General features: G+C 38.2%; 20 protein-coding genes and 1 riboswitch. Of the genes, 8 read left to right on the forward strand and 12 right to left on the reverse strand.

Annotated elements, in window-relative coordinates:
• The first annotated feature begins 397 nt into the window (after positions 1-397).
• Positions 398-1,312: a 1-acylglycerol-3-phosphate O-acyltransferase, YihG family gene (gene yihG, locus A3Q33_RS07775; protein WP_081179455.1), complete on the forward strand. Its 915-nt coding sequence runs from the start codon at positions 398-400 to the stop codon at positions 1,310-1,312.
• On the forward strand, positions 1,303-2,568 hold the full coding sequence (locus A3Q33_RS07780; RefSeq protein WP_081179456.1) for a mechanosensitive ion channel family protein: 1,266 nt from the start codon (positions 1,303-1,305) through the stop codon (positions 2,566-2,568). The genes yihG and A3Q33_RS07780 overlap by 10 nt, the downstream gene beginning before the upstream one ends.
• Here the strand turns inward: A3Q33_RS07780 and tesB are convergent.
• The gene (gene tesB, locus A3Q33_RS07785; protein ID WP_081179457.1) at positions 2,552-3,409 is read right to left on the reverse strand and encodes an acyl-CoA thioesterase II; all 858 of its coding nucleotides are present in this window, start codon (positions 3,407-3,409) and stop codon (positions 2,552-2,554) included. The two genes, A3Q33_RS07780 and tesB, sit on opposite strands and share 17 nt — an antisense overlap.
• Before the next feature lie 257 nt (positions 3,410-3,666).
• Here tesB and A3Q33_RS07790 point away from each other — a divergent pair, with 257 nt between their 5' ends.
• Positions 3,667-3,921 (forward strand): hypothetical protein, encoded by a 255-nt coding sequence (locus A3Q33_RS07790; RefSeq protein ID WP_081179458.1) that lies wholly within the window; start codon positions 3,667-3,669, stop codon positions 3,919-3,921.
• A 403-nt stretch (positions 3,922-4,324) separates the two neighbouring features.
• Here the strand turns inward: A3Q33_RS07790 and A3Q33_RS07795 are convergent, their stop codons facing one another.
• Both A3Q33_RS07795 and A3Q33_RS07800 read right to left on the reverse strand, forming a co-directional pair.
• Positions 4,325-6,160, reverse strand: coding sequence for a hypothetical protein (locus tag A3Q33_RS07795; protein WP_081179459.1), 1,836 nt, complete (start codon positions 6,158-6,160; stop codon positions 4,325-4,327).
• Between the two features lie 318 nt (positions 6,161-6,478).
• A riboswitch (cyclic di-GMP riboswitch) is annotated at positions 6,479-6,561 on the forward strand.
• Between the two features lie 85 nt (positions 6,562-6,646).
• The gene (locus tag A3Q33_RS07800) at positions 6,647-8,428 is read right to left on the reverse strand and encodes a DUF885 domain-containing protein (RefSeq protein ID WP_081179460.1); all 1,782 of its coding nucleotides are present in this window, start codon (positions 8,426-8,428) and stop codon (positions 6,647-6,649) included.
• Positions 8,429-8,654: 226 nt separating this feature from the next.
• On the opposite strand from A3Q33_RS07800, the gene A3Q33_RS07805 reads away from it, so the two are divergent.
• Positions 8,655-9,668 carry a GGDEF domain-containing protein gene (locus A3Q33_RS07805; RefSeq protein WP_081179461.1) on the forward strand — a complete coding sequence of 338 codons (1,014 nt, stop codon included), beginning with the start codon at positions 8,655-8,657 and terminating at the stop codon, positions 9,666-9,668.
• Here A3Q33_RS07805 and A3Q33_RS07810 read toward each other — a convergent pair whose 3' ends face one another.
• Both A3Q33_RS07810 and A3Q33_RS07815 read right to left on the reverse strand, forming a co-directional pair.
• Positions 9,669-10,136 carry a 2-thiouracil desulfurase family protein gene (locus A3Q33_RS07810; RefSeq protein ID WP_081179462.1) on the reverse strand — a complete coding sequence of 156 codons (468 nt, stop codon included), beginning with the start codon at positions 10,134-10,136 and terminating at the stop codon, positions 9,669-9,671.
• A 190-nt stretch (positions 10,137-10,326) separates the two neighbouring features.
• Positions 10,327-10,548, reverse strand: coding sequence for a DUF3630 family protein (locus tag A3Q33_RS07815; RefSeq protein ID WP_231295805.1), 222 nt, complete (start codon positions 10,546-10,548; stop codon positions 10,327-10,329).
• 268 nt (positions 10,549-10,816) lie between these two features.
• On the opposite strand from A3Q33_RS07815, the gene A3Q33_RS07820 reads away from it, so the two are divergent.
• A complete protein-coding gene (locus tag A3Q33_RS07820) occupies positions 10,817-11,116 on the forward strand; it encodes a c-type cytochrome (RefSeq protein WP_081179464.1) in 300 nt (99 codons plus the stop codon).
• 72 nt (positions 11,117-11,188) lie between these two features.
• Here the strand turns inward: A3Q33_RS07820 and recQ are convergent, their stop codons facing one another.
• Positions 11,189-12,988, reverse strand: a complete 1,800-nt coding sequence (gene recQ, locus A3Q33_RS07825) for a DNA helicase RecQ (protein ID WP_155866730.1) — start codon at positions 12,986-12,988, stop codon at positions 11,189-11,191.
• Positions 12,989-13,111: 123 nt separating this feature from the next.
• Between recQ and A3Q33_RS07830 the strand changes: the two genes are divergently transcribed.
• Positions 13,112-13,567, forward strand: a complete 456-nt coding sequence (locus A3Q33_RS07830) for a thioesterase family protein (RefSeq protein ID WP_081179465.1) — start codon at positions 13,112-13,114, stop codon at positions 13,565-13,567.
• 86 nt (positions 13,568-13,653) lie between these two features.
• Positions 13,654-14,571 (forward strand): EamA family transporter RarD, encoded by a 918-nt coding sequence (gene rarD, locus A3Q33_RS07835; RefSeq protein WP_081179466.1) that lies wholly within the window; start codon positions 13,654-13,656, stop codon positions 14,569-14,571.
• A 153-nt stretch (positions 14,572-14,724) separates the two neighbouring features.
• Here rarD and uvrD read toward each other — a convergent pair whose 3' ends face one another.
• The 6 genes from uvrD to lptM form a co-directional block, all read right to left on the reverse strand.
• Positions 14,725-16,899 (reverse strand): DNA helicase II, encoded by a 2,175-nt coding sequence (gene uvrD, locus A3Q33_RS07840; RefSeq protein WP_081179467.1) that lies wholly within the window; start codon positions 16,897-16,899, stop codon positions 14,725-14,727.
• Positions 16,900-17,061: 162 nt separating this feature from the next.
• Complete coding sequence (locus A3Q33_RS07845) at positions 17,062-17,787, reverse strand: HAD-IA family hydrolase (protein WP_196798068.1); 726 nt, start codon at positions 17,785-17,787, stop codon at positions 17,062-17,064.
• 11 nt (positions 17,788-17,798) lie between these two features.
• On the reverse strand, positions 17,799-18,509 hold the full coding sequence (locus A3Q33_RS07850; protein WP_231295806.1) for a DUF484 family protein: 711 nt from the start codon (positions 18,507-18,509) through the stop codon (positions 17,799-17,801).
• Positions 18,506-19,336 (reverse strand): diaminopimelate epimerase, encoded by an 831-nt coding sequence (gene dapF / locus A3Q33_RS07855; RefSeq protein ID WP_081150801.1) that lies wholly within the window; start codon positions 19,334-19,336, stop codon positions 18,506-18,508. The genes A3Q33_RS07850 and dapF overlap by 4 nt, the downstream gene beginning before the upstream one ends.
• Positions 19,337-19,353: 17 nt before the next feature.
• Positions 19,354-20,604 carry a diaminopimelate decarboxylase gene (gene lysA, locus A3Q33_RS07860; protein WP_081179469.1) on the reverse strand — a complete coding sequence of 417 codons (1,251 nt, stop codon included), beginning with the start codon at positions 20,602-20,604 and terminating at the stop codon, positions 19,354-19,356.
• Positions 20,605-20,615: 11 nt separating this feature from the next.
• Positions 20,616-20,786, reverse strand: a complete 171-nt coding sequence (lptM, locus tag A3Q33_RS07865) for an LPS translocon maturation chaperone LptM (protein WP_155866731.1) — start codon at positions 20,784-20,786, stop codon at positions 20,616-20,618.
• A 110-nt stretch (positions 20,787-20,896) separates the two neighbouring features.
• Here lptM and cyaY point away from each other — a divergent pair, with 110 nt between their 5' ends.
• Complete coding sequence (gene cyaY / locus A3Q33_RS07870; RefSeq protein ID WP_081179470.1) at positions 20,897-21,217, forward strand: iron donor protein CyaY; 321 nt, start codon at positions 20,897-20,899, stop codon at positions 21,215-21,217.
• Positions 21,218-21,232: the final 15 nt, after the last annotated feature.

Raw genomic sequence — 21,232 nt, forward strand, 5'->3', positions numbered from 1 at the left:
GCTTGCCTCGAAATGCAGTAGTTTTGCAATCAACTTTTACAATTTTCTCATGTTTTATAGAATTAGTGTGCTTAAACCACTATTTTACTAAGTTAAAATTACAATTTATGCATTAAAAACACCTAGTAATAAATTTATGATGCGTTTTTATCCAACTTACTATCCCCCTGCAAAGACACAAGGGTTTTGAACTTGCACTGTTTATTATTAGGAAAAACAGAATTTAAATTAGGCTTTCATAGCTTTCGTGACAATTGAACCCTGCACTATAAAAAAATCTCAGCTAAATTTCTTATCAACTGTCAGCCAAATTTTTATCGATTTTTGCTGAAAATAAGCTAAAAACCCATTAATATTATAGCCAGTAATTATCGTCTTGATATTTTTGGTTGTTTATATGCTACATTTTTTACCTGGTCCCATTATTGCCTTCTTCTCTGTTATTTTATATTTCGCCAACACCATTTTATGGTTGGTACCCATATTGGTTTTTTCGCTGTTAAAAGCCTTAGGTCCAATCGCTTTGTGGCAAAAGTTCTTTAGCTATTTGCTTGATCAAATGGCCAGTAACTGGGTGTTATTAAATACGTTCATTCAAAAGTTATTCACTAAAACCAAAATTAATGCCTCGGGTTTAGAAAAGTTAAAAATGAAAGACTGGTATTTAGTGATCAGTAATCATCAAAGCTGGACCGACATTTTAATACTTCAACGAGTTTTTCACGGTAAAATTCCATTTTTAAAGTTTTTTCTTAAAAGAGAGCTAATTTATGTACCGCTACTGGGTTTAGCATGGTGGGCACTCGACTTTCCGTTTATGAAACGATATAGCCAGCATTTTTTAAAGAGAAATCCACATTTAAAAGGCAAAGATATCGAAACGACAAAAAAGGCTTGTGAAAAGTTTAAATACAAGCCTGTCAGCGTAATGAACTTTATTGAAGGCACTCGCTTTACACCACAAAAGCATAAAAAACAGAACTCTCCTTTTCAAAAATTATTAAAACCCAAAGCTGGCGGTATTGGCTTTGTACTGGAAGCAATGAAAGGCAATCTTAGTAAAGTCGTAAACGTAACTATTTACTATCCTGATGGTAAACCGAATTTTCTCGACTTTCTTTCTGGAAAGATAAAACAAGTATATATTGCCATTGAAACTCAAGAGATTGGCGAATCCCTCAAAGGCGATTATGTTAATGACCGTGCTTATAAAATACAGTTTCAGAAGTGGGTTAATCAGCTTTGGCTCGATAAAGATAAAAAAATGCTAGAGCTTGAAGAGCAGTCAAACAAGGATATTTCATGCAGGTAATAATCACCTCATGGTTAACTGAGCAAGGCGTTCATGCATCATATATCGCATTAAGTGAAACCATTATTGCCTGTCTATTAATTTTTCTCTTATGCAGCATTAGTTTCTATATTGCGAAAAACTATGTGCTTGTACTCATTCATAAACTGACCACTGCCTCAAAAAACACATGGGATGATGTTTTATTTGACCAGCAAGTTTTTTCGCGCATGTCGCTGTTAGTTCCTTTTATATTATTGTTATTACTTACCCCACATTTACTAGCAACAGATACCTTACTCGCCACCGTACTAATAACTTTTGCTAAAATAGGCCTATGCTTTCAGATAGCACGCAGTATTAGCTCAGTACTTAATGTTATTAATAATCTGTATAGGCAAACAGCTACTGATCGTCATCTGCCACTAAATTCAACCTTACAAGTCATTAAACTTGTTGTGTATTTAGTGGCAACGATATTGGCAATATCGCAAATATTAGACCGTTCACCACTCTACTTACTTAGTGGCTTAGGTGCTTTAACTGCAGTATTGATTTTAGTTTTTCAAGATACCATTAAAGGCTTAGTTGCTAGTATTCAAATATCTGCTAATAAAATGGTTGCCCCTGGAGATTGGATTGAATTACCTAAATATGGCGCTGATGGCGATGTTATCGAGATTGGGCTAAATACCGTAAAAGTTAAAAACTTTGATAATACTATCACCACAGTACCCACTTATGCCTTAACCAGTGGCTCATTTAAAAACTGGCGGGGCATGCTAAGTTCAGGTGGTAGAAGGGTCAAACGCGCGATTGTTATTGATGTCGGTAGTATTCGTTTCTACAATCAAGCGCAACTAGAAGCACTGACATCAGTGCAATTGATTAGCGATTACCTAGCTGTAAAAAAAGCTGAAATTCTAAAGCAAAGCAGTGAAGTGATCGTCAATAGTGCGATAACAGCCTCAACCATTAACACCCGGCAATTGACCAATATTGGTACCTTTAGAGCTTATATAAGTGCTTATTTAAAACAACATCCCAAAGTTCATCATGAGATGACCTGCATGGTAAGACAACTACCTGCAACAGAGGTAGGTTTGCCGCTAGAATTATATTTTTTCAGTAACGACCAAAACTGGGTTAATTATGAAGCAATACAAGCAGATATTTTTGACCATTTATATGCAGCAGCGCCACTTTTTGGCTTAAGAGTATTTCAACACCCCAGTGGCTACGACTGGCAAGGTGCAAAAGCTAACGCTGACGCATAACCCCTTCTTGCATGGTAGAGGCAACTAACAAACCTGCTCGGTTATATATTTGGCCTTTTACGAGGCCTCGACCGCTGCTCGCTGACGGGCTATCAATACAGTAAAGTAGCCATTCATCTATACGAAATGGTCGATGAAACCACATAGAATGATCAATGGTTGCTAACTGAAAATTTGGCTGCCAAAAGCTAACGCCATGAGGAAACAAAGCGGTTGGCAAAAAAGAAAAATCTGAAATGTAAGCTAATAAATAGGTATGAATACGAAGATCATTAGGCAAACTGCCATTAGACTTTATCCACATTTGACACTTAGCTTCCGTTTTTTCTGGTTTTAGCCAGTTATACTGCTCTACTGGTCTCATATCTATCGGTTTTTCAGATAAAAATTTGCCACGAATCTCTTCAGGAATAAATGCTTGGTTATCAAAAATGAAATCTGTATATGACTTTAACCCTTCCGGTCCAGGTACTGATGGCATAATATCTTGATGATCAAAACCCTTCTCCAGTTGCTGAAATGAGGCCGTCATATAAAAAATTGCCTGGCCATTTTGAATGGCATTTACCCGTCGAGTATTAAAACTGCGACCATCACGAATGTTTTCAACCTGATAAACAACGGGCTTAGTAGCATCACCTGGTCTTAAAAAATAGGAGTGTAATGAGTGTACGTTATGGGTTACTGCCACAGTTTCTTGTGCTGCCGACAGTGCCTGCCCCATGACTTGACCACCAAATAGGGCTCTAAAGCCTAAATCTTGACTTTCACCACGGTAAATACCTTCTTCTATGACTTCTAGTTTTAACAACGCGGAAAGATCTTTTAATACCTGACTCATACCAAACTTTACTCTACTTAATCGTAACGAATTAACATTATTATAGCCTGCTATGATATCAAAAATAACGCTATAAATCTTTTTAAGCCGTTATTTCAGAAGGATTCTCACTATTAAACTGGCCGACCAGAAAATTAAAATATGACATAATACTCTTTTAATTGTTGATATTAGCAAAGATCTAAGCTATGTTGCTGCCATCAGACGTATAATATGGACATGAAATACGCACTATTAACGTTGAAAAAGAGGCCATTGTGCACGCAGTTCTTGAACGAGAAATATTACTAGAAAGACGCCAATATACCGCAGAGCAATCTAATCTGTGGGATAAACTGTCACTTGCGCAGAAATTTGCAACTAGCAGTTTGACACAGTTCGGTTATGATCTTTCTTTTATCCGTAGCAGCAAATCTGGCAATATTGCGGTTTTGTTATGTGATAGTAATGCAGCAACAATTTCTGATGATGGTGAAATTAATACCTCGCCAAATATTATCGTCAGACTTTAATTCAAGCCGTTATCCAGATATCGAAAGCCGCTAATCATAGCGGCTTTTTTCATTGCCATTGAAAATGGTCTTCTATTCTACCAATTGAACAATTGAAATTTACCAACTACGTTAATTAAGCAACTTTATACGCAAGACAGCGCTCAAATATCAGCTGCATATTTTATAATTATTCAATAACCCTTAGTAGATTGCTTTGTGTAAAAACCATGATAAGAAAATGAGTGATACTATGACTGATTCGATACGCAATGATATATAGCATCGATGTACCCTATTCCAAGCAGTTAATATTTAATTGCACTGATTAATTATACCGAACAATTGGACTGAATAATTGAACTGGATAGACATTTTATTGAATAACTTACCTAGTACCTAGCGATTATTATACCTTCTGTTGCTATTCCTTATCAGCATTACATTGACTTAACCGAGAGAGAAAAACATAAGGATCAATATCTTGAATATTGGGCGAATCAATCGCAAAAATCACTTTAACCGAATAATTCCCTAAATTAGCAAAAAAACGGGTTTTTATTGCCTGCTGTATCCTAGTAAATTTCACATGAATTTGCTCAGGGGTTTGATGTGGGCACAAGAATAGGTACTCACCTTCAATGATAACACCGGCATAATCTTCCTCATCAATATTTTCATTGATAATAACGGCAAGCACTTGACTGACATCGGTTAAAATTTTACGGTTAAAGTGAAAGCTAAGCTCCTGCCAGTTTTCAACCTTCAAATAGGCCACAGAAATATTATATTGATACTTTCTTGCCATTTTATATTGCTGTTGATACCAGCGCTTCGTTTGAACCGGTTGTGCTAAATGATTTTGAGGTAATTCTATTTCATCATAGCTACGATTCAGTTTCTGACGGCGCACTTGAAAACGGCAGAAACCTATGAAAATAACACTACAACTTAGTAATGAAGCGAGTAAAATAATCAGCATCTTTTGTTGATCATATTTTTCACTGAACTCCAAACTCAGCTCACTTTGTTCCGCTAAATTTAACGCTAATATTTTTGCTTTATTACTGGCAGATTTAGCGGCATTGGCAAATGAGTTATTATCACTCACGTTCGGATATAGCGTTTGATATAAAGTTAAATAATGCTTTTGTGCTTCGATTGCTTGCTCAAATTTTTTCTGTCTGCTGTAGTAATCTGTCAGCAATAAATACAGTTCTATTTGTTGTGGGGCAAGCACTAAACTTTTAGCCAAAGACTGAGCTGAAAGCAGCATGGCATCGGCGGCTTCAGATTGCTCCAAGGCATACATAACTTTGACTAAACTAATTTGAGTTGATAACTTCACGCGCACCAAATTGTACTCAGTAAAAACCGCTTGGGCTTTAAGCAAGCGCACTTTTGCCAGCGTAAACTGCTGTTGTTGATAAAGAACTTGCCCTAACCCCAGCTCTGCGTAGGCTTCACGTATATTCAATTTGTGTTGCTGTGCAAATTGCAATGACTGCCAAAAAGCATTATAAGCGTCATCATATTGTTGTAACTGATAATAGGCCTTTGCCACTAAATGGTAGCTTTGGGCAATACCTTCTGTTCTCGACATATCTGTACGCAATTTTATTGCGCGGCCAAGTAGCTCGACAACATTGTCATATTCAGATAAATAAAAATGCGCTTCGGCAATAATTTCTAATAAGGTGATCTGATCTACATTTTGCATGTTTTGACTAAGTAAGCTTTCAACCTTACTCAATTCTTTGACCGCCAAGGCATAATCAGCACTTAGCGCATAAGCTACAACCGAATAAGCCAGTGCCTGCAAATGATAATTCATATTATTTGCTTGCACAGCTAATCGAGCGGCCTTTTGTGAGGTCTCTTTTAACTGAATATAATTACCTTGAGCATAATAACCACGCGCAATTTTCAACCGTAAATCTAGTTGAATATCGACATCAATATTTTCGATTTCGCAACCATATTGTGCAAATTGAAAGGCCACAAAAAAGTTCCCGCGATTAAATGCAACATCCGACAATATAGAAAAAGCTTTCGCCACCTTATTATCACCATACTGATTTCGATTGCTTACTATAGCTTGTGCAACGTCAACAACATCTTGAGCAATCAATAACTCTTTATCTTGGATATAATAAGCATCAAGCAACTGACGATAGTTTTTATCGCTATTGAGCGATTCGGCTTGTCCGTTTAGCATTATGCAAAAACTGATTAAAATACCTAGCAGCAAGTGCTTCATTGAATATTAGCTTCCATCTTATGTATTAAGGATTGTTGATATTTCATAGAGATACTAAGTAAATTAAATTGCAAAAAGCTTTGCCATTCTAGCTCGTTTTACTCTTTCTCGGCTTACTGGCAACTATGCTGTCGAATTTTAAAACACCTAGTTGCGTGGCTAAACACTAAGTAAACTACTGTAAAAGTGATTTAAGAACAACATCTGCAATAAATAAATTTCTTAATATTTAGTATGTTAACGTAAATAACTCTTAGGGATATTAAAAATGGTTTACAAATAGAATACTTTGCCTATAATCGGAGTTGAGCTGCTAAAGCTCGACAAGGGCAAATCCAATGAAAATTGGAGACGCAAAGTTACCGATCTAAGGGGAAACCTATGATAGCGGAACTGCCAAATTTAGATATAGTGGGGGCTTATCTTAATTTATCGGTTAGTCATCATAATCTCTGGTAGCTTTGCGTGCCATCCTTTGTTTCTGCACTAATTTACTTCTGATAACACTTTCTGTTTAGCCTTTTGTTCTGCAACATAATTATTAATCACGGTTTCTAACATTGATAACGGCATTGAACCGTTTTTCAACACTTGGTCATGAAAATCTCTCAAATCAAAGCTTTCACCTAACGTTTGCTCCGCCATTTTACGGAGCTTTTTAATCGTTAATTCACCCATTTTATAAGACAAAGCTTGGCCGGGCCAAGAAATATAGCGGTCAATTTCAGTTTTAACATTGTGCAGTGACAATGCCGTGTTATCGGCTAAATAGTGCATTGCCTGCTCACGACTCCAGCCTTTTGCGTGCATACCTGTATCAACCACAAGTCGACAAGCGCGCCACATTTCATAAGTTAGTCGCCCAAAGTCACTATAAGGATTTTGATAAAATCCGGCTTCTAAGCCCAAATACTCTGAATATAGCCCCCAACCTTCGCCAAATGCCGAAATATAAGTATTATTCCTAAACTTAGGTACGTTCTCCATTTCTCGTGCAATGGAACTTTGTAAATGATGACCCGGTACGGCTTCATGCAAAGTTAACGCTTCTAACACATATAACGGTCGGCGATCTAAACGATAGGTATTAACCCAATAGTTGCCGGCTTGGTCGTCTCGTGCAGGGCCAGAATAACGTCCTGTGGTGTATTTAGGCGCTATATTGGCTGGTACTTCAATCACGCCATATGGCGTTCGTGGCAGAGTTTTAAATAACTTAGGTAATTGCGCATCCATTTTTTTAGCAATAAATGAGGCTTCTTTGAGTAATCCTTCAGGAGTGGTTGCGTAAAATTGTTTATCGGTACGCAAAAAATGCACAAAATCAGCAAAAGTTCCGGTAAAACCTGATTGCTTAATAATGGCCTCCATCTCAAGCTTTATTCGCTTCACTTCTTCTAAACCAGTGTTGTGTACTTCCTCTACTGAAATCGGCAAAGTCGTATAATGCTGCAACCGGTTTATATAATAATCTTGGCCATTAGGTAAAGAACTCGCAGCAATATTTGTTCGCGCGTTAGGTTGATAACGATGCACCATATAATCAAAGTATTTTTGATAGCTTGGGATTACAACATTCACTATGGTTTCAGAAGCTTGTGCCTGTAGTGTCGACTTAAGTTCTTGACTGAAATATTCAGGCATTGTTAAAAATGGCTGATAATAAGTGCTTGAGCTAGCCTCTGTTTTTATAAAAGCTTTAATCGATTCTTCAAAACCTTTTAAGACAATTTTCGGTTGAGTTATGCCTTCTTCGATTCCTTTATCCATCCAGTAAATTTGTTGAGTGAAATATTCAGGTAAAGCGTTTAATCGAGCCAGATAATCGCGATAATCTTGTTCAGTTTTAAAGCTGGCTTGGCTTTTAATGCGACTGATCCAAACGTGGAAACCTGATTCAGCAGTAAGTGGCATGTAATGCTCTTTGTTACTATAGCTATCCAGTTGATTTTTCATTGTATACGACAACACCGCATGATTAATTGCATCTGCTTGATCAAGACTTTTGATGTTAACCTGCTCTAAGCGATGATATATAGCGCGCAAAGCTTGATGTTGTTGCTTGAGCTTATTCGGGGATAAATCAGGTAATTGGCTGTTAGTTTCACCTACAATATCCTGGTTTAATGGACTTTGATGATCTTTGTAGTGTTGATAATCTATAATAACCTGCTCAAGGTTCTCGCTCTCTGACACTGAAGGAAATTTAGCCGACTGACAAGCCATAACAAAAAATAGAACAAATACCGTGATTGAAAATACCTTCATGACAAAATCTCAAATATTAATTTAAATAGCTAACTTTTAAATACCATAACAAAACTTAAATTTTTATAAAGAAAATTTTGCTTTATCTTGGCTATTTTCGGATTGCGCTCAAATGGTTAACTTGAGCTTTATGATTAATACATTTTATGATGGCACTATGACTCGAATTACTAGAGAATAGCTTACCCGCTATTTTAGTTAATCCCCTAGGTTAAAGGTTGGAATATTGAAGTATCATGATTCCATAGCACAAGCTGAACAAAAAATGCACGCCGCCATAAAACAATTGCAGTTATGGCATATAGCCGCGACGCCAATTAATTACGCGGTAAGTTACGAATATCTCAATAAACAATCAAAAACACTGAATGCCGCGATTGAAAAACAATTAGCTAGCGGGAAAAAGCTTGATAACTTTTTTTTAGAAGAAATATATCGTCAGTATGTTTTAGGACAAAGCGCCTTTCGGGGTGAGCTGATAGACGATCTTGATGAGGTTTTAGTCGATCTACAAAGTAACAGTAAACAATCGTCACTGAGTACAAACCTCCTAGTAACTCAATTGGATGAAAATATTGCCAGCTTAAAATCTACTGATAAGCGTGAAATAATTAACGCTATTAAACAAATACGACAAACGACTCAGAAATTTAAGCTCGAACAAGAAAAACTGGCTGAGCAACTGCTCGTATCTCAAAAATCCACTCAAGCATTACGCTCAGAATTGGATGATGTAAAAAAAGAAATTTATTTTGACGCTTTAACAGGGCTTTATAACCGTAAAGCCATGACAAAACATTTAGATCTTTGGTTATCTACTGATCCAAATCAACATGTCGCGGCAATTGTTATTAATATTGATCAGTTTTCTCAAATGAATGAAAATTTAGGCCCTATGCTCAGTGATGTATTGTTAACAAAAATTGCTAAAAAAGTAAGCGGTTATGTTGGTGAAAGTGGCTTACCGGTAAGGTCTGCAGGCGATGAATTCTTAATTTTACTGCCTGATGTTAAAAGAATGATAGCTGGTGAGGTTGCTGAAAAAATTAGGCAGAGTGTAGAAAAGTTACGCTTTATCAGCAGTAAATCAGGTACTCGATTACCACAAATGACGCTCAGTATTGGCGTTAGCGATTACAACGTCGCGACAAGTGCGAATGACATCATAAACCAAACTCGTGCACTGATTAACGATAATACTCATATCCATACAAATCACGTTAATATTGCTAAAAATTAGTTAACTAACGGTCAGCTCATCAATTAAAGCCTGTAAGTTATTTTCTGAAAATACTTTTATGCCGTTTGCTCTCAATATTGCCGTAGTAACGCCTTGCCCTGCTATTTTCTGTTGACTAAACTCACCATTATATATACTTGTACTGCCGCATGAGGGACTTGATTCTTTCAACAATGCATAGCGTATATTATGTTTTTGACAGAGTATTAACGCCTGATTAGCGCCGTGTTCAAAAGCATATGTAACATCTTGACCCGTAATGGTTTTAACAATAATTGTTTCGCCGGTAACTTGAATCTCTGCAGGTGCTCTTGGCGTATTTAACCCTCCCGCTAATTCCGGACAAATAACCACTAAGCGATTATCTTCTTTCCAACGCTTAAGCGTGGTATTTGTTAATAAATTGTCACCACCGTCATACCTGACTTTATTACCTAAAAAACAGCTACTAATGAGTATTTTTTCCAAGAGGTTGTCCTAATTTATTCATCGCAAGCCAATGTATCACTAACTAATGTATCGCTAACTAATGTATCGCTAACTAATTTTTCGCTAAACCAAACAAGTCTTTTATAGAGAAAGCCATATAAGACGGCGTTAATGATGACTTAAATAATCCAATTGTTATCATTTATTTATCGCTGCGGTAACTTCAGACTCATTTAGATAGAAGCAGCTTAATTTCCTGCAATCCGTCAATGTCTTGATCGGTAATACACTCGAGCCAGCAGGCATGACTGTATTCTTCAAAGTTTAATAAAAATTCACCGGCACCATATTTTATTCTTAAACAATACAGATCAGCTCCTTCTGCAACTTCTAGCGTTTTTGCCGATGTTACGCTTAAGACATGATCAATAATTGCCGTTTTATCATCCATTGTCCACTCCACATTAAATCGCAATTGTAGTGTGGTTGAGTTTATTTCCTCGAGATTAATAATTTCTATATTATCTTTTATCTGCATACCGTTTCTTCTTAGTTTGAATAAATGAAATTAATTGTTTAAAACTTAGGCTAGCTCAGAAAAATATTAGATAAAATATCATCGGAGTAAGATCCTAAAAAAAGCAACGACAACAGTTTACTTTTTACATATAATCAATTGAGGATACTTTAAAATTATTTACCAAAGAGAGATTATATCTATGAAAAAACTTACTTTAGCCGTTGCTGCTACTCTTATGATGGCTTCACCTGCATTCGCTGGCGACGCAGCTGCCGGTAAATCTAAAACTGCCATGTGTTCAGCCTGTCACGGTGCTGCTGGTATTTCCGCTGTTCCTATGTACCCTAATCTTGCTGGTCAAAAAGAAGCTTACCTTGCCAAGCAATTAAAAGATTTTAAATCGGGCAACCGTAAAGATCCAGTAATGGCACCAATGGCTATGGCATTATCTGACGAAGATGTTGCTAACATTGCAGCATACTACGCTAGCCTTAAGTAACATTAAGTTATGATAAAAAAAAGCGCTGTTAGGCGCTTTTTTTGTCTGTAAAATTTGTTATTTCATTTCAGTTCAGCTTTGATGCTGCTTAATTAACGATAAAAATGGTTCGCCATAACGGGCAAGTTTGGTATCGCCAATACCACTGACATTAAGCATTTGTCTTGAGGTTAATGGTTTTACTCGTGCTAATTCAGCTAAGGTAGCATCGTTAAAAACAATAAACGGCGCTATATCTTCAAGGCTGGCGATTTCTTTTCGTAATGATCTTAATTTCGAAAACAGTATCCTGTCATAAACTTTTTCACGTTTATTACGTTGCCAATAACTCGCTTTTTGTAAGCGAGGAGCGGCCAGCATTAATGGCTCTTGTCCTTTCAAAACAGCACCTGCCGCCTGTGTTAAACATAAGTTTGACTGGGCTGCGATATCTTGTTGTAAATAGCCTAAGTGAATTAATTGCCGCACTATTGAAAACCAATAGCCAGGCGTTTTATCTCTACCAATACCAAAAGTCGATACTTTATCATGAGCCAGTTGGATAATTTTATCATTGAGTTCGGCTCGTAAAACCGCCACAACATGCTCAACATCACCATTTCCTTCGATACGATATACACAAGACAGCACTTTTTGCGCCGCCTCTGTGGCATCGAATTGACTCGGGGGATCTAAGCAAATATCACAATTACCACAGCTTTTTTCGGTAAACTCCGCAAAGTAATTTAAGACCACTCTACGCCGGCAAGTTTGAGCATCAATAAAGCCACGCATCGCCTGAAAACGCTGTAATTCTACATTGACTCGCTGCTCGTTTTCACCTTCACCAATACGCTTACTTATGCGCTCAGCGTCTTTCTCATCATAAAGAAAAAGTGCTTCTGCCGGTAAGCCATCTCGGCCTGCTCGACCTATTTCTTGATAGTAAGACTCTAATGTTCGTGGTGGCTCATAATGTATAACAAATCGCACATTAGACTTATTAATACCCAAACCAAAAGCCACCGTAGCCACTACAATTTGCACATCATCTTTGGCAAATTTATCTTGGATAATATTGCGAATTTCAGACTCTAGCCCAGCATGATAAGCCGAACAATTAATGCCTGTTTCTGCTAATCGTTTTGCTAGTTTTTCAACTTGCCAGCGACTATTACAATAAATAATCCCGCACTCATCTTTTCGCTTTTTGATATAACCAATAACTTGTTGCTCACCCTGATATTTCTCTGCCAAAGTAAAACGAATATTGGGCCGATCAAAGCTATCAAGGTGTATATAGGGGTCATGTAAAGCTAATTGTTGCAGAATATCTCGACGAGTGGTGACATCAGCCGTTGCGGTTAATGCCATTACAGGTACATGGGGAAATTTTTGTTTTAGCTGATGTAATTGCGTGTATGCAGGGCGAAAATCATGGCCCCATTGCGATATACAATGCGCTTCATCAATAGCAAAAAGACTGATTGTTAATTGAGATAACCCTTGGATAAAATAATAATTCTTTAATCGCTCTGGTGCGACATAAAGTAGCTTTATTTCGCCTTGACCTAAACGCCTAAAAATATCGTTGATGGTCTCGGTATCTAGAGACGAATTAACATAAGCAGCTGAAATACCTTGCCGAACTAAACCATCAACTTGATCTTTCATTAATGCTATTAATGGTGAAACAACAATGGTAACACCAGGCATCAAGGTTGCTGGCAATTGAAAGCACATTGACTTTCCGCCGCCTGTTGGCATTAACACTAAGCTGTCGCGGCCTTGAAGTGCATGATTGATAATTTCTTCTTGGCCAGGGCGAAACGCCTGATAACCAAAATGATGTTTCAGGGATTCAGTTAATGTTGTAGGGGAAATGGCTTGCAACAGACAATCTTTATTAAATGAAATCAACCGACATTTTAACGTAGTAAAGGCTTTGTGCGGAGATTTATTTTCAATATAATAGTAATTATTATGAGTTTCGCTTACATCGCTAAAAGGACATTTATGATACACGAAGAATATTTTAAACAGCTTGCTCAATATTGGAGCCAAGAAATGCCGTTTAATAAGTTATTAGGGCTAGAGGTCACGCAGTTTAATAGCCAAGAGTCAACGGTCAGTATTAAGTGGCACGACAAGCTTATCGGTAATCCAGAACAAAGAATTCTTCATGGTGGCGTAACCGCCTCAGCGCTCGATCTTGCCGGTGGCGTTGTCGCTGCAGCAAATATACTTTCTCAACTACCCGAATTATCGCCCAAAATAATCTCACAAAGTTTAAGTCGCTTAAGCACCATTGATTTACGTACCGACTTTATAAGGCCCGGGAGAGGTGAGATATTTATTGCCACAGCAAAAATTATTCGAAGTGGCAGTAAAGTAGCGGTAGCTCGCATGGAGATGCACAACGAAAACGGCGTTCATATTGCCTTTGGTACTGGCACATACATGGTCGGATAGTATAGATATTCACGATATTAATATGCCATTAGGTGATTAATGTTATTATCTCGCTTTAAAACCAAACAAAACTGTAAATTTATTCCATGCCAACATCTGAAAAATCCGCCTTTCGTGGTGGTATTATCTTCGCTATTAGTGCCTATACTATGTGGGGTATTGCTCCGTTATATTTTAGACTGATAGATCATATTAACGCGGAAGAAATTCTTATCCATCGCGTGGTTTGGTCGACGGTTTTATTAATGCTAATTGTTTTACTGACCAAAAGGTGGGGCAATTTTATTGAGACCATTTCTCAGCCAAAAATAGTGCTGCAACTGACCATATCAGCGACTTTTTTAGCGGTAAATTGGTTTCTTTTCATTTGGGCAGTGAATAATGATCATTTGCTTGATGCCAGCTTAGGCTATTATATTAATCCACTTTTCAGTGTTGCATTAGGCGTTATATTTTTAGGTGAACGTTTACGCCCCTGGCAGCTATTCGCCGTTGGTCTGGCATTTATTGGCGTAATGATTCAGCTCATTATGGTTGGGTCGTTACCGATAATTTCATTAACCTTAGCCGCCACTTTTGGCACTTATGGCTTATTACGTAAAAAAATGCCTTTAGATTCATTTGTCGGCTTACTGATAGAGTCACTTATGATGCTACCAATAGCGTTAATTTATTGGTTAATGTTTTTAAAAACCAGCACGACCAACATGTTTGATAATGCCATGTCATTAAATATGCTCTTGATTTGCACTGGTATTGTCACCACTGCTCCATTGCTCTGTTTTTCCGCAGCGACAAAACGTATGACGTTAACTGCTTTAGGATTTTTTCAATACATTGGCCCAAGCATCATGTTTATTTTGGCGACATACTATTATCAAGAACCACTATATTTTGCTAAATTAATCACCTTTGCTTGTATTTGGACCGCACTAGCAATATTTAGTTTTGATTCAGTAAAAGCCAGAAGACATGCAGGAAAGGCAGCAATTACGCCGCGTTAGTGGAGTGTTCAAAGCGTGTCATACACGACACGCTTTGTTTTTGTACTTTATTGTTTTGCCATCTTCGCCATTACTTCCTGTATGACCTGCATAACTTACGTCCATGTAAGAGAATTTATCACGACATTAATATCCATTAGCCTTGGAAACTATTTACAGTGTTTCCAAGTTAGCATAAGAAACCACTAACCATTTACAACCGACATCAGCAAAGTTAACTTGAATGCGACTTTGTGGGCCACTGCCTTCGTAGTTTAAAACCACACCATCACCAAACTTTTTGTGGCGAACATTTTGGCCCAATTTAAACCCCGAATTACCAAAGGTTTCTAAGGTTAGAGCTGATGAGAACTTCCCTGTTGTTATTGGCTTTTTCACCTGACTTTGTAAGCGAATTTCTTCTGTACAGGCTTCTGGTAACTCTCTCAAAAAGCGACTCGCTTTATGATTTTTTTCCTGGCCATACAGTCGACGGCTTTCGGCGTGGCATAAATATAATTTTTGCATTGCCCGAGTCATACCGACATAACATAATCGGCGCTCCTCTTCTAAGCGGCTAATATCTTCAACCGACTGCTGCGAGGGGAACATACCTTCTTCTAAGCCCGCAATAAACACTAATGGAAATTCTAAACCTTTAGCCGAGTGCATAGTCATTAATTGCACCGCTGGTTCATGATCGTCGGCTTGTGACTCACCCGACTCAAGCGCAGCATGGGTTAAAAATGAGGTTAATGGGCTTTGTTCTTCTTCAAGCTCAGGATCTACTTCAAATGTTTGACAAGCCGTGACTAGCTCATTTAAGTTTTCTATACGGGCTTCAGCACGTTCACCTTTTTCCGCTTGATACATAGCTTTCAAACCTGAATGCTGAATAACATGGTTTGCTTGTTGGTCAAGATTCAAATGACTTGAATCGTCTTCTAATTGATCAATAACATTAATAAATTGCTGTATAACCTTGGCACTGCGACCTTTAAGTTCCTTATTCTGAACCATATGCTGACATGCTTGCCACAAAGTACATTCCAAACTTCTAGCACCATCGCGTACTAAACTCAGCGTTTGATTGCCAATACCACGTGTTGGGGTATTAATTACTCGCTCAAATGCCGCGTCGTCATCACGGTTATTCAGTAAACGTAAGTAAGCAAGCGCATCTTTGATTTCTTGACGTTCAAAAAATCGTAAACCGCCATAAATTCGGTAAGGCAATTTCGCTTGAATCAACGCTTCTTCCATTAAGCGTGATTGTGCATTGCTGCGATATAAAATAGCGACATCATCAAGTGAGCCATTTTTATTTTTCCAGTCGGTGATCCGACCCGCAATAAAACGTGCTTCATCTATTTCATTGAATGCAGTATAGATAGATATTTTTTCGCCCGCATCATCTTCGGTCCATAAGTCTTTACCGAGGCGATTACTATTGTTAGCAATCAGTTGATTAGCCGCATTTAGAATGTTGGCAGTTGAGCGATAGTTTTGCTCAAGTTTGATCGTTTTTGCACCGTCAAAATCTTGTAAGAAACGCTGAATATTTTCAATTTTTGCGCCACGCCAGCCATAAATAGATTGGTCATCGTCACCAACAATCATGATATTACCGCTTTTTTTACCTAACAAGTTTAACCAAGCATATTGAATAGCGTTAGTATCTTGAAACTCATCTACTAACACATGCGCAAAGCGTTGTTGATAATGCGCTAATAACTCAGGATTATTTAACCAAAGCTCATGAGCTCGAAGTAATAACTCAGCGAAGTCGACTAAACCTGCGCGATCACAAGTATCTTGATAGACGCGATAAACTTTAACAAAAGTTTCTTCGGTAACATCATGTTGGCTATCAATATGATGTGGCCGTAAACCTTCATCTTTTTTACCATTGATATACCAAAGAAATTGCTTGGGTGGCCAACGTTTTTCATCCAACTCTAACGAGCGAACAATGCGTTTAACCATGCGAAGTTGATCATCAGAATCGAGTACTTGAAAGCTTTGCGGCAATTTAGCTTCTTGGAAATGCATGCGTAATAACCGATGCGCTAAACCATGGAAAGTACCTACCCACATACCATGCACATTGCCATCAACGGTTTGTTCAACGCGTGCACGCATTTCGGCCGCGGCTTTATTGGTAAAAGTAACCGCTAAAATACTATGAGGTGATGCCTGTTCAACCTTCATTAGCCAAGCAATACGCTGTACTAAAACTCGCGTTTTACCGCTTCCAGCGCCTGCAAGCACCAACATATTTTGTAGTGGCGCAGCAACAACATCTCGTTGTTTATCGTTCAACGATTCAAGTAATTCAGAAACATCCATAGCAAGGTAAAATCAAAAGCAAAAATATGTCGCTATCATAGCAAGTTAAGCACTATTTTGATAACGCTATCCTTATTACAAGTAAGCAATTAAATTATATCAAGGCTATATGTGTCAAATTTTGACAGCTAATTTTGAGTTTAAATAAACAAAGACAAAAATTTATGGCAATATTTTTGTCAGCTGTTCAATATGTTCAAGGGCAAGGGTAGGCAATATTTTCAAGGGTTTACCGACTTGGTATGGGTTTAACCAAGCAGTTTGGCAGCCAGCATTAATAGCACCAAATACATCATTTTTACCACAGTCGCCAACATGGAGTAATTGCGCATGAGGAATCTTCAGCGCGGCACAAGCTTTATCAAACATATCGCTGTCAGGTTTTAATTTATTATCAGTAGAAGCATTAAAATGTTCACTAAAGTACTTAGCGATACCAATTTTATTGGTATCAACATTGCCGTTAGTAATCGCCACCAAAGGTACTCTGCGCTTTAAGTAGCTTAAAAAATCGTGCGTTTGTTGCGGCAAAGTAAAATTACTGCGCTGCTCAACAAAATAATCTAACGCCATTCCTGCAACTGACCGTGCCTCAGCATCAGTTAAACCTAATGAAAGTGCGCCGAGGTAATAGCTTTTTTCTCGCAACAAGCCAATATCGTGCACAAGCGCAGGAGATTGTTCAAGAACTTGATGACGAAAAGACCACCAAAAACGAAAATCAAAGCTATGTAAGTTACTATCAAGACCATAATCGCCGAATATACGCTTAAAATAGGCGATCATCTTGGTATCGGTCGCCAACATGACCGGTTGGTTACTATACAAGGTGTCATCCAAGTCAAAGCTGATCGCATGAAAAGGTTGTAAACGGCGATAAAATCTCAAAATATATTTACCTAATAAAGATGCTGATGTAAAAGTTTTGCGACCAGTTTTTTAAATTGGCTCAACAACAAAGTATCCATACGGGGATCAAAATGCTCAGCATCTTGGCTGCTAATAGCTAAAAAGCCAATATCTTCTTGATTATGCGTAAGTCGCACTAACACGACAGATCCTGCGCTTGGCTCAGAGAAAATCAATTCTTGTTCACTTTGTTGCAAGCGACCAAAATAATATTCGTCTTTACTTAATCGGCTTTCAATAATTTCAGCACAATCATTGTTAACTAATGAACTGTGATTAATTGCTGTTGGCTTTACTAGCCATAACTTTAATGCATCTAACGACAACAATTGAGTGGTCGCCTGGTGCAAACAATCAAGTAACTCTGCTGCTGTTGTACAATCGAGTAGACGTAAATATAGGTCGCTATACAAGGTAAACAATTGCTCATTTTGGTTTGCTATCACCATTAACTGGGTGATTTCTTCTTCCAAATTATGAATTTTTAAGCGCTGTTGAGATAATTGACGTTCGACTAAAGAAATAGTGCCACGTTGGTGATCGGGTAGCCTTAAGCTGGTAACAAACTCCCCCTGACGATTAAAAAACTCAGGGTGCTCTTGCAGGTAACTAACGATTAACTCATCGGTTAGCTTTATTTCGTCATCTGACATTAGGTTTTGATCACTTGATTGCATAGATTTATTATTGTCTTGATTCATAAGTTTATTTGCCCATCGAACACATGCACGGCGGGACCTGTCATTTTTACTGAATTCCCGGGGCCTTTCCAAAAAATCTTCAATTGCCCTCCGGGTAAATCCACTAATACTTGTCTATTTAGTTTCTTTTGCATTTGCCCAACGACTACGGCAGCACATGCGCCACTGCCACAAGCTAATGTTTCAGCTGCACCACGTTCATAAACACGTAGTTTGATATATTCGGGTGACACGACCTCCATAAAACTAATATTGGCTTGTTGAGGAAAACGCTCATGTAGCGACAGCGCTTCACCCAATATAGCTACCGGCGCTTCTTTAACATTATCTACGGTTAAAACGCAGTGCGGATTACCCATTGAAACAACACCACAAAGTACGGTTTCATCTTCACTGCGAAGAATATAAGTACCTTCTGCTTTTTGCGCAGTAAATGGAATTTTTGCCGGTTCAAATTGGGGCACTGGCATATTGACCGAAACGTTGCCGTCACGCTCAATAAACAAAGTCATTTTTCCTGATTGCGTTGAAACCTTAATTTTATGTTTATTAGTTAAACCTTTTAAACGCACAAACTTTGCGAAGCATCTTGCACCATTGCCACATTGCCCTACTTCACTGCCATCGGCATTAAATATGCGGTAGTGAAAATCTAAATCAGGATCATACGGCGGTTCAACAACTAGCACTTGATCAAAGCCAACACCAAAATTTCTATCGGCGAGTTGCTTAATTTGCTCACTGGACAAAAAAACATTTTGTGTCACATTATCGAGCACGAGGAAATCGTTACCTAAACCGTGCATTTTAGAAAAATTTACTAACATCGACACTTAATCTCACACTATAAAGGTAACAAGCTTTCACCTTGCCACAACTGGCTTAAGGTTTCGCGTTTTCTGACTAAATAGCTTTCGCTGCCGTCAACCATAACTTCAGCCGCACGTGGCCGACTATTGTAATTTGAACTCATGGTAAAACCATAAGCACCGGCACTGCGTATGGCAAGTAAATCGCCTGCTTTAATTGCCAACGCTCGGTCTTTACCTAAAAAATCACCGGTTTCACATATAGGACCAACCACATCGTATTGTGCACTCGCTACATCATCACGTCGTTCAACTGGAATAATGGCTTGCCAAGCTTGATATAAAGCTGGTCTTATTAAATCATTCATTGCCGCATCAACAATGGCAAAATTGCGGTCTTCACTTACTTTGATATATTCAACTTCAGTCACCAAAATACCTGCATTGGCCATTACAGCCCTGCCTGGTTCATAAATAAGTGTTAAATCACGACCGGTTAACTTTTGCGCAATAGCTTCAGCGTATTCTTTAGGGTGAGGCGGTTGTTCGTCATCGTAACAAACACCTAAACCACCACCGACATCAATATGCGATAGCGCAATACCTTGCTCGGCTAGTTCATCAACTAACTTTAATACCCGATCAAGTGCATCTAAAAACGGTAAAATTTCGGTTAGCTGTGAACCTATATGGCAGTCAACGCCTTGAATATTAATATGCGATAATGTCGAAGCGTATTGATATAGCTGAGGAGCTTGCTCAATACTAATACCAAATTTATTTTCTTTTAAACCGGTTGAAATATAAGGATGAGTGCCTGCATCCACATCGGGGTTTACCCGTAATGAAATAGGTGCAACTTTATTCAGGCCTTGCGCAACAGATTGTATGCGATCTAATTCAGCAGCTGACTCAACATTAAAACAGTAAATACCAAGGTTTAGCGCGAATGTAATTTCATCTGAGGTTTTCCCTACACCTGAAAACACCACTTTTTTCGGATCGCCACCCGCTTCAATCACTCGCATCAACTCGCCTTTAGAGACAATGTCAAAGCCAGATCCTAAGCGTGCCATTACATTTAATACCGCTATATTGCTGTTTGCCTTAACAGCATAACAAACAAGGTGCGGTCGCTCTCCAGCCGCTTGATCAAAAGCATGCCAATGGCGTTCAATGGTAGCGCGTGAATATATATAAAGCGGCGTGCCGTATTGCTTTGCTAGCTCAGCGACCGGACATTGCTCAGCGAATAATGCATGTTGTTTACGATTAAAAAAGTCCAATGTCGTTATTCCTAATGCTCTAAATTGGTTATATCACTGTTTTTATCAATTTCTTGGCTTGTTTTTGGTAAGTTCTCTTGCTGTTGCTCAGGAGTTTGGTATAAAGGGCCTTTAATGCCGCAGCCTGTTATGGTTACTAAACTAAGCAAACTGAAGAAAATAATTGCAATTTGTTTACGCATAATTGATTTATTCGATTTTTTTCCCATGATAGACGTTTTATAATCCCTTGACCAATAATTACCAAGCAAAGATTAAACAATCTTAAAGCGTAGGTAAAAAGGAACAGTTAATGAATGATAGTCAATACAATTTAGCCGCAGAAAATATCTTACTTGCGGTAGAAGAAGCCATCGAAAATTGCGGTTACGATATCGATTATGAAGGGGTTGGCGGGATGTTAACCCTGACATTTAAAAATGCCAGTAAAATCATTATAAACAAGCAAGCACCTTTACATGAAATTTGGGTAGCAACGAAATTTAACGGCCACCACTTTCATTTCGAAAATGACCAGTGGTTCGATAAACGCGGTAGCGATGAACTATGGCAGTTTTTATCTAGTGCGGTCAGTAAACAAGCAGAAGAAAACATCGTACTTTCTGCGCAATAAATATTAATTAAGGTA

Source organism: Colwellia sp. PAMC 21821, assembly GCF_002077175.1.
Lineage (GTDB): Bacteria > Pseudomonadota > Gammaproteobacteria > Enterobacterales > Alteromonadaceae > Cognaticolwellia.